This is a genomic window from Halalkalibacillus halophilus DSM 18494, assembly GCF_000423105.1.
Lineage (GTDB): Bacteria > Bacillota > Bacilli > Bacillales > Alkalibacillaceae > Halalkalibacillus > Halalkalibacillus halophilus.
Genome location: NZ_KE383978.1, coordinates 328,744 through 341,448, shown reverse-complemented (window position 1 = coordinate 341,448; position 12,705 = coordinate 328,744). Strand labels below are relative to the sequence as shown.

Here is a 12,705-nt window from a genome sequence, read left to right as displayed (position 1 = left end):
AAAATAAACAGAAAAGCTTATCATCTTTTAACCATGATAAGCTTATCGTACTAGTTTACTCTTTTTCAATTGGGTCGAAATCCCTTTTTGGGTTGCCACGATCAATCTCTTTTCTAACTGTCTTCACTATTTCTTCCGTAAAATCACCAAGCAATGGTTCTGAGAGTTCTAATTGAAAGATCCAGACAATCTTAGTGAAATTATTCTCAATAAATATTGGTTTACCTTCTTCATCAATAGCAATGTCCCAATTAATAAAGTCATGGAACAACATATATTTATGCAGCTCTTTTACAAATTCCTTACAAGCTTCATAGTTTGGAACTTGAAAATTCTCATCAAACTTAAACCCTGTAGTAGGATGAATTTTTCTAACGTTAGCACTTTCATCTAACGGGTCATACTTCAAACGACCCTCTGAATCGAGACCGAATGAGACTCCACCTACGTGAGAATTGTCATTCACATAACCATTTGCACCAAAACGTGCGACTCCAAATAGAAAATGAATCTCTTCTTTCCATCTGAGAGTAACTAAACGAATTGTATTCACAGACTCTTCGTGGGGCGCTGCCATAATTGGGTGTTGTTTTATTTTCTTTTGTACAATAAAATTCGAACCATACATAAACTCTAGTTGTTGTATCGAAGTTGGTTGGCCATTTAATAACAAGGAACCATTATGATACGTTAACTTTTTTATACTTTCGCCATTGTTTGTAGTCGAAGGCTTGATCACCAAATCTTGTTCTACTGAAATCATGGTTTCCCAAGCTGAATCTTCATTTAAAGCAACATAAGAACTATTAAAATATTGATCTCTTACCCTTTTAATTATTGTTTCTGGCATTTGGTCTGTTGCAATTAATAAATCATAGATATTCTTATCTGAATACAAACCTTTATTTTTAGAAAAATTCAAATATGGCTCCAGGTCATCTTTCCACACACGAGTAGGAATTATTCGTTTTTCATTCTTACCATACATATTTAAATGTGCTACATGTATTATTGGGTCTATTTGTTGTTGATAAATATTATGCCAATAATCTTGAACTTCTTGAATGAACTCAAAATCTATCGTTTGTAACAACCCAGCATGCTTGAACCTTCTATATAAGGACCGGTTAACCGGCATACCTACATCTTCAAGAACACTCTTTTTAAAATCTTTTACAAAGTAATATCCATTTTCTGACTCTCTGAAACTATAATCATACAAATCTTTTTTGAGAGGCTTTTGTTCACTAAATTGTTCTTCCATGTCTGCACAATCTATAGCTGTTAAGGGTTGTATTTCCGCTCCATGTTCTGATTCAACTCTTTTAATCGGGAAAATTTCAGGAATAACTTGCCACCCATTTTCCGATTCTATGAATTTTATATTTGCTACTAAACTATAAGGATTTGCATACGAATCTTTATTTTTATTAGGAAATACATCGCCTAAAGAGTAGGCAACTGTACCTTTACCTGTACGGTCTACACCCTGTGCAAATGGGGAACCTAAGCCAAACACATAGTCAGCACCTGCATATAGTATGCTATTATATTTTTCTCTAATATTATCTTGGTGGGAATAGTAATGATCTAATTTACTATACCAATACGGCATAACCAAAATGACACTATCAGGTTCTTTTTCTCGTAGAAGTTCGATTTCCTTCTCTAACATATTAGGAGCTAAGGAATTAACTCCTTCTTCCTTTTGCTCTGCATACATACTTTTTTCACGAAAATCTGGAACAGAATTCATCCCATTAAAAAAGAATACTTTTTGATCTTGATTTTCACCTTTAATTACAAGTTCCAGTGGTTTAGAAGCTTGTTTTTTGTTTTTACCAGAACCGACAGTTTGAATTCCTCGCTTAGCAAGTTTCTTCTCTATCTTGCTCCAGTTTTCATGGCCCGTCGAGAACGTATATTCATTTGCCGTTGCTACAGCATTAACATTTAACTCTTCTAAATTCTTCGCTACATCTTTGATTTTCCCAGCTTGATCATTTACATCTTCATCAACTTCTTCACTAGGAGTATGTTTGGTAAGTGTAGAATTCAAATTCAGTAGGAAGAAATCACTGTTTTCCGTTAATTTCTTTATCAAACTAATGTTTTGACCTAATAGATCTTGCTCTTCTTTTACGTTCACTTGGCCTGCAATCGTTAAATAAAATGTTCTACTCACGATCCTTTTCACCTCTTTGAACTACTTTCCTTTCACCTTCCCTACTACTTTTCGAAGTGGGTAGGTTACTCTCCAAGAACTACTTGTTATTAATTTATTTAGTTCCTTTTTGTAATAATCTCGCTCTTTTTCTACTTCTCGTTTTTCATTTTTGAGCTCGTATTTATAGGACTCAATAATGTTGAATGCTTTCTTAGCAAAGCGCAGATCTTTCTTTAAAATATCATTTTTTTCATTCAACTTTTCTTCTCTTACTTTATACTGTTCGATTTTCTTCAATGTTTTTCTGTAGTCTTTTTTATATTGATTGATTTTTCCTTTTAATTCTTCTCGTTTTTTTCGATTCTCATATAATCTGTCTCTTAGTTCCTCTTCGGAATCTCGCTCAATATGAAAACCTACTCTAACAGGAGTCTGAATTTGCTCTTCCGTGATCGTGAATGCTTCCTCGCCATCTAAAATTTCTGATAATTCTTTTTTGAAAATTTCTATTTTTTTTGCGTCGTTTCCTACTGCTAATATTTCAATTCGACTAAGACCTACTTTTCGAACAGACCCATGCAACCCGCTACCTAATGCACTCAACCGAATTTCAGACAACTCTCCACCAATTAATTGTTCACTCTCTACTACGAATTTTGTAGCGATGTATTCAGTTATAGGTACTGGGTGAACGTATACTTCTTTCGTCGTTATATTATCAAGTGGTGCAATCGCAGCAATAAAATCAAAATAAAGTAAATCGTTTTGTTTTTGTCCGACAGTTTCTGGGAAATAGAAATCAACAATCGGCTTTACAACGTCTCTAGCTTTCCCTTCAATTGGGAAGACATGAAGTCCGATCATTGGTTTCGTATTAATCTCTATAATTGACTTTGCTCCTGTTTCCTCGTTTATGATGAAATCCATACCAGCAATATCAAGACCAGGAATTGATTTTGCAGCGTCCCTAGCCATATTTAACGTTTCCTCATCTAAGTCATCTAGCACATCAATTGGATCTCCACCAGTTGACGCATTGGTTTTTGTTCGAAGAAATAATCTTTCTCCAGACTCAAGGACATCACTTGTTGTTAGATTTAATAATTCTAGTCTGTCTGTTACTTCACGGTCTAATTGTATTTTCTTTTTAGATAAAGTAGGGTTCGTTCGTTTGGATTGATTCTTCTCTTTGATGAGTTGTTCGATCGTACTTTCTCCATCTCCGATCACATTAGCAGGCAATCTGTTTACTGCACCTACTACCTCTCCATTGATGACAAGGATTCTATATTCATTACCTTCTATGAATTCTTCAAGAATTAATTCTTCATAGTTTAAAGTAGTGTGTAAGTATTCTATTGTGTTTATTAAATCATCCTCATTTTGGATATTTGAAAAAACACCTTGGCCCGCATTCTCACTTATTGGCTTTAGTACAACAGGAAAACCAATAGAATTCGCAAAATCAATAATCTCTTGTCGGTCCGATTCTTCGTTCATTCGAATGCCTTTTGGTACTCTTACTCCACCACTAGCTAAATGTGACTTCGTTATATCCTTATCTTCACAAATATCAAACGCCTCTTTAGATAGAAGGTCACCTTTTGACGATTCAAAATGGTGCTCCCTTCCATTGTAAGAAAGCGAGCATCTTATTAAAGTTTTGTTTTCTTCATTGTCTATTGTATAAAACTTAACGGTAACTCCACGTCTCCATGCTTCTAAGGCAATTAAAAACATGCTTAATCTGTTGCCAACTCCATGTTCTGGTACTGCATTAATTAGATGATTTAACCATTGATTGTTTTCTCGCATTTTATTTGCCCCCTGATGCAAAAAACGATTAATTTAGCTTAAGTAAAGATTGCAGACACTTTACTTAGATTTACCCTAAATTAACCGTTTTTATCCTTATTTTCTCAATAATTTTTTCGTAGCTTTCCTAAACGGCTCAGTATATCTCCATGTTCTACGATTAATCAGACGTTCATGACGCTCTATTAATTTTTGTTTCTGTTCTTCTAGCTGTTCTATTTCATATTGTAACTTGCGAATATCGTCGACTGACATGTTTTTCTCAGGTCTTATAATCTCAAAACTTATTTTCACTGGCTTTGTCCACTCGTATTCTTCAACATCTTTTACTTCAGAACGTTTGGATCCGTTATAACAAACAAATTTAAAATCATTAACGATATCTTCATCTGTTCCCATAACGACCACTTCGACTGTACCGTCATCCAAGTTTTCCGCATAACCATGCAAATCTCTTACTAGGGCTTGTCTTCTTACCCACGCACGGTATCCAACACCTTGAACTTCTCCTGAGACAATAAATCTCTTCCCGTATAATTTTCCAGTTGGCGTACTTTCTAATTCGACACTATTAACCTGCCGTTTTTGTAGGGCATCTAGTACACTATCAAAATCAAAAAACAAATAAGAACGCTCTACATGCTCCGTATGTGGGAAGTAATACGTAATAATATCCTTCGCTAAATCTCTAGGTGTTCCTTCCATTGGGAACAAGTGACCACCTAAACCGGGGCGAGCATTCACTTCTAAAATAACACCGGTATTCTTTTCCTGGTTAACAATCATGTCTACCCCGTAATGTGTTAAACCAGGGATTGCTTTCCCAGCATCGATAGCAATTTGTTTCAGTTCATCTGTTAATTCATCCGTTACATCAATTGCTTCTCCTCCAGCGGAAAGGTTACTTTTTTCACGTAAGTAAATTCTTTCTCCTTCTTCTGGAACAGACTTAAGCGTATGACCTGAGCGTTTCAATAAATCTAGCACTTCACGGTCTACTTTAATTAATCTACTAGTTAGATGTGGATTCATTTTACGAATCTCATTTTGCATTCTAATCAATTGTGTAATCGTATGTTTCCCGTCTCCTACCACACTAGCAGGTCTACGTTTCATTGCACCTAGGACTTGGTCTTCGATTACAACAATTCGAAATTCATCCCCAGCAACATATGTTTCAACTATAATATCATTAAATTCTAAGTCATTTCTCACATAATCAACAATATTAGCTAATTCTTCTAAACCTTCAATATTAGCAAATACACCTTTACCAGCGTTTCCATCAGTTGGTTTCACTACAAGTGGAAAGCCAATCTGTTCCGCATAGGATTTGATTTCCTCAAGTGAAACGTCCTTTTCAAACATTCTTCCTTTAGGAACCGGAACGTCTTCTCGTTCTAAATATTGTTTGGTATATTCTTTATTCGCACAGATGTCAAAAGCCTCATCCGTTACACGATCACCCATTGATAAGGAAAAATGGTGCGTCTTTTCGCCATCTGAGAGGGAATAACGGACCTTTAATTCACTTTCCCCTTGTATTAAACGGTAAAATTTCAGTTGAAGACCTCTTCTCCAACCTTCTAATGCAATATTATAGGTGCTAATCCTTTTCCCTTGTCCTGCTGGTGGAACTGCACCTTCATGATGTGGCATCCATCTAAATTCTGTTAGTGACATGTTTACTCCTCCGATATGTGAGCTTACTTAACTTTCAATACCTTCCGAAAGATATTCGTAACCTTCCATGAAAAGCTATTTTCCGTTAATTTTATACGCTTATTTAACCTATTTATTTCTTTATCTGTTACATTTACTTGTTTTTCTACTTGCTCTAATTCTTTGATGAGCTCTTGATTAGTTAAAGATTCCACTTCATCGATAAGGTGAAAACCTAACATCACCGGATTATTTGTTGAAACCTCATCTTTTACACTTACTTTATATTTATTAGAATCTTTTATTAGCTGCTTTACATACTCGATTTCTTTATTCGAACTACTAGCTAATAAAAGTTTATATTCATTTTCATTGATCTTCTCTATCGTACCATGAATATTCATTGAAATAACTTTCTTTTTTAACCAATTATACATTTCTTGTAAATCAGTATGACCAGCTAAGTGGATCGTTTCTTGATACAAAAGCTTTTGATAAGCTGGAATGACAATCGTTTCAGTTGTTCTCTCTCTTACACTTTCTTGAATATGATTGAAATCAAAATATTCTGTTGCGTGCGCTCTGATATTTTCATTTGCTGTTTCTGGAAAATAATAATCAATGATGTGCTTAGGAATATTACGATTCTTTCCTTCTACCGGAAATACATGGGAGCCAATTCCTGGTTTGGTATTCAGCTCAATTACTTTGCCACTATCCCCTTCCAAAATCATATCGACTCCACAATGCGGGAGTCCAGGTACAGATTGAACTGCTTGAATTGCTATTTGTTTTTGGCGATCTGTAAGTTGATCCGTTATATCAATTGGGTCTCCACCGCGGGAAACATTACTTATTTTCCTTAAAAATACACGCTCATCTGCTTTTGGTATAGAGTGTAAGGTTAAATCTAATTCTGTTAAGTAATCCTTTAAGTCTCTGTCGAATTTAATCGGTCGAAAATAGAGATGAGGGATACTTTTACGAAATTCATTCTTTTGTTCAATCAATGTTTTGATCGTGTGGACACCATCTCCAATAACACTTGCAGGTTGACGGTTAGCTGCTGCTAATACTTGATTTTCCAAAACAAAAATCCGTACCTCTTCTCCTGGTACGTACTCCTCTAATATAACATTCGAATACTTTAATGTATTTCTTACATAATCGATTTCCTTTTTTAACTGCGCAATGGTTTTAATATTCACCATCACACCTTTCCCCCCTTGTCCATCTGCGGGCTTGAACACGTATGGGGCATTCATCTGTTCTGCAAAATCTATAATCGATTGGTCTGGATGATCTTTGGTGAAGTACTTTCCTTTTGGATAAGGTACATTAGCTTTTTCCAAATGTTGATACGTCCAACTTTTATCTTCACAAATTTCCATCGCTTCAGGTGTTACATGATCTCCACAAGAACCTTGAAAGTGGTGCGTCTTGTCACCATTGCTCAAGCTATACCTCAAATGCAATTGTTCCCTAATAAACTGCGAATAGAAAGTTAGTTGAAGTCCTCTTCTGTATCCCTCTAATGCAATAAGATATAAACTTGTTTGATTTTTCCTCGCTGCAATCGGAACTGACTCAGCTAAATTAGGAATCCATTCATGTTGATTCGACACCACGTTTTACACCTTCTTGATAATTTATTTACTATCCTTGAACCAACCACTTACTAATCGTAGAGGTTTTGTAACTTTCCAAGAAGTACTTTGTTTCATGTTATCATTTTCTTTCCGTAATTTCTTTAGCTCATTCGGAGCAGATTCCATTTGATTGGCATTCTCGTTATCTTCTTCATGGATTGCTGGAAATGGATAAAATAGTCCGTCAAATTTATCCGGTTCCGTTGAGTGAACTTCTGTTTCTGGATACTTCCTTTTTATATCTTTTAAGAACTCATCTAAGCGTTCTCGTTCACCGAATATAAGGAGGGTATTGGTATCTTCTGTTAACGAAACACATTTCCCACCAACCCGGCGACCTACTGCCTGCTTTTGAAACCAATCCCTATTAAATTTCACCGTTTGAATTTCGATTTGGCGGTAGATGACATCTTCTTTCGGTAATTTAGGTAATTTAATTGTTTTGGCGATCCCGCTTTTTAATGTTTCATGAATTGGATCGAACGCAAAACGCACATCTACTGGTGGATCGTATTGGTTGTTGCGGTGCTCGGGAAAATAAAAGTCTAGAATAGCTTGCGGTGCTTGTCTGGACTTTCCTTCCATTGGATACACATGCCCACCAATATTCGGCCTAGAATTCACTTCTAGGACAAATCCAGTGCCGCTCTGGTCGTCATACATCAAATCGACACCACACACTGCCATGCCTGGAATCGCTTGCCCAGCCTTCTCTACTTGTTCTACTGCGTATGCGCTGAGCTCTTCTGTGCAATCGACCACTTCAGAAGTATCACTTATTAATGTTGATTTAGTTAAATACACTCTTTCTTTATCTTCAGGCACTGTGTTTAGATCTTTATGCTGTTTATTTAAATCGGCGAGAAGCTGTTGGTTGACTTCAATTAACTGGTGGCAGGCTTGGGGATTATTTTGTCTTAAATAATTCTTGTGTTCGATTAACTCAGCGATCGAGTTCTTCCCATTTCCAACGACATTCGCAGGACGCCTTCTGAATGCTGCGATTAGTTTTCCATTTACAATTAAAGCCCTTATGTCTTCCCCAGATGCTTGTTCTTCGATGATGACTCCTTGGGTGTTTGGGTTTTCTCTTATTAAAGTAATCTGCTCTTTGACCGTTTCTTCGTCCTGAACATTGACTGCAACCCCTGCTCCTAAACTTCCTTTAGCTGGTTTAATTACTAAGGGAAAAGAAAGATCATTTAGTTTTTCCTTTATATCAGCAAACGATTGGTTTTCATCTAAATACAAACCTTCAGGGGTACTAACATTATTCGCAAGAAGGTAGTCCTTCGTCATTTGTTTGCTTTTGCCTATATTTCTTGCTTCTTTCGGTGTTTTATCTCCGAGAGTAAGTTGGAATTTATAGGATTCATTTTTGGAGGAAATCGAATATCTTACTTTGATTTCCCCATTCTTAGAATAAGCGGTGCGAAACTCCACTGTTAAGTGACGTTTCCAAGCTTCTAAAGCAAGTAAATACATGTTCAAATTCATCCCCTGAGACACGGTGGGGATCGATTTAAATGTCTGACTATAATCATTCGCAACAGCGTTCATCGGGCGCCCTTCTTTCCATGATTATTTAAGAATTCTCTTTTTCAGCGATCCTATTTTTCGAATCGGTGCGGTTAATTTCCATAGCCTACTATTTAACATGTCTTGGTACTGCTTTTCTACTTTTGATTTCTTCGATTCAAAAGTTGCTAGTTTGGCACGCTCTTGTTGAAGTTTTTGAAGTAACTGCAATCTGTCCTGGTTGATTGTAAAACCGAACGAGAGATTACCATCTATTTCGGTAGCCTTAGTTGTTTCTATTTTTACATCTACATACTTTTCTACCAGCATTTCTTGGAGGTGTTGCATACGATTGGATTCACCTAATAAAAACAGTCGCATATACGAGTCATGCGTTTCAACTATAGTTCCAATTAATTGGTGGTCAATCACTGCCGTTTTTAATCTCTGTTGGAATTCCAAGCTTCCAGGGTGGCTTGCTATCTTCCAATTCTCCATATGGTCATAGGACGCTGTTAAAGCAGGCACAACAGCCCTGGTTGCATTCTTTTCTTGGAGCAATTTAAGTGCATCAAAAAAATTGAAATATATTTTGTTTCGAGATGAAACTTCTTTACTTGATTCAGGAAAGTAAAAGTCTAAGATCGCCGCAGGAACGTCTCTACCTATACCTGACATAGGGAATAATAGGGACCCTATTTGCGCAGTTGGATTTATTTCAATTACTTTTGGTTCCACTTCAGCTGCATCCAAATCAAACATAATATCTACGCCACTATGGTAGAGGGATGGAATCGAGTCAATAGCTTGAATTGCTAAAGACTTCACGCTTTCTGGAAGGTCGTCGAGTACATCCATCGAGTCTCCACCTAAAGAAATATTACTTTGATTTCGTAAATACACTTTTTTATTTTTTGCCGGTATGAATTCGAGATTCAAGTTTGTTTCAGCTAATTTCTTCTCTATTTCTTGATCCATTTTAATTAAACAGTTCACTAAACGGGGGTTAGCCTTTCGCTCTTCATTCTTTTGATCAATTAGTTCTTTAATCGACTGAATTCCATTACCTGTCACATGTGCTGGGTCTCGCTTTATAGCTGCTATTACCCTTTTATTAACTACATATAACCTAAACTCATCGCCAGATACATGATTCTCGAGAATGAGATCTTTAAAGCCTAAATCTGTTCGGACATAGCTAATCGCTTCTGTTAATTCCGCTTCGTCCTTTATATGCGTAACGACACCTCTACCAAAGCTGCCATCAAAAGGCTTCACTACTAACGGAAAACCTAACTCTTTAGCAGAAGAAATAATTTCTTCCGTATCCATATTGGCTTGGAAAAACATCCCCTTTGGAGTAGCGACGTTATTGGCTTCTAATACTTCTCTTGTTCGGTGCTTATCTTTTCCAATTTGTACTGCTTCATTAGAAATCAAGTCGCTTCTAGTACGGAAAAAATAACGTTTGTTTCCTTGTTCGTCAGATAGAGAAAATAGTTGTCCCGGCTGATCGACAGACCACGTTTCCATTTCAGCGAAATTCTCATCATCCTTTGCATGCCATGTCAGTTTTAATCCGCGTCTAAAGCCTTCTAATGCAATCGCATAGGAGTCTAGAAAGTTCCCTTCTATTCCTTTAACTATTTCTTTCGGTAACGTTTCAAGCCACTGGTCTGTCATCTGTCCTTCACATCCTTTACTCTTTCCAATTGATCTCTTTTAAAAATTCTTTATAAAGTCCAAAGTTCTTACCTTTGAATAAGTCTGTCGTCAATTTGTTCTCTGCTTCTAAGAACAATTCTCCAAGTAGCTGGTCAGTCTCTTCGTTAAACTCATCATAATTTCCTGGTTTCGGCGTAAATTCTCCAAAGATTAATCCTCGATCAGCGTGTAAGAAATCCATTCTCACAAAAGGTGCAGGAATCTCTAAACTTGCTTCTTCTACTTTATTAATTTCCGATTCAGACACACCATTTCCAACAAATAATTGATCGTTGTACTTACCAGTTAGAACACGTTCTCCATCGCGATTCCACCAACAATATTTAAGCTCCGGATAACGGACAATTTCTAAAATTAACCCAACTTTTCCGTAGAAGGTGTAAAATTTTATATCTCTCGCTGGAATAAGCTCTTCGGAATTTTCATATAGTAACTCTTCGATCATCCACTGATCTTCATCTACCCAACCAGTTTCTAAATCTACATTCATTTGGTTATGGAGCTCGTCCCATGACTGCAACTTTTTATTTCGTTTTAGATCAATGATGTAATCCTCTTTATGAATTAAGTAAACCCCTCTTGCTCCAGCTCCCGTTTTCGGTTTTACGACAATACCAGTATCTGTTGGCAAAGTTGCGATGGAATAATGCTCATCAGCGGTCTTTGGCAAAGAAAACTCAAGCTTCGATGCAAAATGAGTCGCCTCTTCTTTTTCATCTAATACCCAATCTAAAAGAGGTGGCTGCAGTTGCAACTGACGCATTCGCATCGTTAAACTTGCACGAAAGGAAGCCGCTTGCTTAATTGGAAGGGCAGGTTGGTCAAATCCGCTTCTAACCATAAACTCTGTAATCTCACTAGCAGATAGTCCTTTTAAGATTTTTTTATAGGCTACTTGTTTATAGGTTAGATCCTCTTTTTGAAAGAGACGTGCTATATAGTCTAATGCTTGGTGGTAGTTCTTTTCGTGCTGTAGCTTTTGATCAACGATACGATCTGCCACCTCTAATAATGTACCCTTACTTTCTTCTTGTCTTAAACTCGCCATCATTTGACTTGTTTTATAATTTGTTTGGTCAACGGAAGTTGCGACGAGCTTTGTTTCTACTTCTCGTAGCCTTTTATGTAATTGTTCGATCTTTGCATGAAGTTGATCCATTCGGCTTGCTGAAACTCTTTTCCATCCAAATACATTTAATAGCCGCGTAAATTTCCCTACGCGACTACTTGTGATTTGTGACGTTTTATTCTCATTCGAGGTAATTTCAGCATGCAAACTAGCAATCTCTTTTTCTAATCTGTACATTTCTTCTAGTGCGTCTTCTTCTTGTAAGGATTGATGGTCATTTGGATTATTATGCTCACTCATGTGAAATTACCTCCTTTTTCGTGAAGATAAACTGATTGATAAAGTGTTGGTATGTCTTTTTATCCTTCGTGACGGGTTCCCAGTGTTGCTTGGCTAACGTTAATTGCTTCGCTACTTTGGAATGACGATCTACAAGATTAGTTTCTGCTTGTTGATTAAATGTATACCATTTTCCTTTTTGATTGACCATATCTAATAAATTTTGTTGAGCACGCCTGATATTTTTGGAATCAAAAGATGACCCATCTAATATAACGACTTTTACGATATCGGTTTTAAGATCTAGCGCTAAGCTCTCCTTCTCATTTAATAGATTATAGTCATAGACTACTAATAGGGAGCTTTCCACAGTACTTTCTATAGGCAGCCATTTAACATGTAATGTCTCTAACTGCTCTTTAACTTCACCATAAAATTCCTGCTCCCCTATGTGAATGAAACCGACTGACATCCCAGTTTGTTGAAAATGACTAAATTGCTTTAGTAAAGAATCTCGTTGTTCTTGAATATCCCCTATTAAAACAACATCCAATTTATAATCTGGAAAACTATTAGACAAAGATTCTACCGGATTTTCAATCGGATCGTTCACTGACTGCTTGGTTGTTTTATACGAAAAAGAATTTGTTGTTGGTTTGTTGAATAATTGCTTCACCTTTGCAACAGCTAATTGTTGCTTAGACAGTTGTTCTTCTGATTCTTTTCGTTTCTTTAATAATGCTTCTTTTTCCGAACGGAGTAATGCGATCTTTTCTTTATTCGATTGATTTACTGTCCGATTATTCATCCCATTACTCCAT

General features: G+C 36.5%; 8 protein-coding genes. All 8 read right to left on the bottom strand.

Annotated features, from left to right (window positions below; translation table 11 throughout):
- Positions 1-55: 55 nt before the first annotated feature.
- The gene (locus G532_RS0113425) at positions 56-2,185 is read right to left on the bottom strand and encodes a sugar-transfer associated ATP-grasp domain-containing protein (RefSeq protein ID WP_027965258.1); all 2,130 of its coding nucleotides are present in this window, start codon (positions 2,183-2,185) and stop codon (positions 56-58) included.
- A gap of 21 nt (positions 2,186-2,206) precedes the next feature.
- Positions 2,207-3,982, bottom strand: a complete 1,776-nt coding sequence (locus G532_RS0113420) for an ATP-grasp domain-containing protein (protein ID WP_027965257.1) — start codon at positions 3,980-3,982, stop codon at positions 2,207-2,209.
- 96 nt (positions 3,983-4,078) lie between these two features.
- Positions 4,079-5,665: an acylphosphatase gene (locus tag G532_RS15405; protein ID WP_051189186.1), complete on the bottom strand. Its 1,587-nt coding sequence runs from the start codon at positions 5,663-5,665 to the stop codon at positions 4,079-4,081.
- Positions 5,666-5,688: 23 nt separating this feature from the next.
- The gene (locus G532_RS0113410; protein ID WP_156882597.1) at positions 5,689-7,269 is read right to left on the bottom strand and encodes an ATP-grasp domain-containing protein; all 1,581 of its coding nucleotides are present in this window, start codon (positions 7,267-7,269) and stop codon (positions 5,689-5,691) included.
- Between the two features lie 24 nt (positions 7,270-7,293).
- Entirely contained in the window at positions 7,294-8,853 is a 1,560-nt protein-coding gene (locus G532_RS0113405) for a hypothetical protein (protein WP_027965255.1), read from the bottom strand.
- Positions 8,854-8,874: 21 nt separating this feature from the next.
- Complete coding sequence (locus tag G532_RS15400; RefSeq protein ID WP_035513050.1) at positions 8,875-10,494, bottom strand: ATP-grasp domain-containing protein; 1,620 nt, start codon at positions 10,492-10,494, stop codon at positions 8,875-8,877.
- 16 nt (positions 10,495-10,510) lie between these two features.
- Positions 10,511-11,905 (bottom strand): ATP-grasp fold amidoligase family protein, encoded by a 1,395-nt coding sequence (locus tag G532_RS0113395; protein WP_027965254.1) that lies wholly within the window; start codon positions 11,903-11,905, stop codon positions 10,511-10,513.
- Positions 11,898-12,692: a hypothetical protein gene (locus tag G532_RS0113390; RefSeq protein ID WP_027965253.1), complete on the bottom strand. Its 795-nt coding sequence runs from the start codon at positions 12,690-12,692 to the stop codon at positions 11,898-11,900. Before G532_RS0113390 ends, G532_RS0113395 begins: the two co-directional genes overlap by 8 nt.
- Between the last annotated feature and the right edge of the window lie 13 nt (positions 12,693-12,705).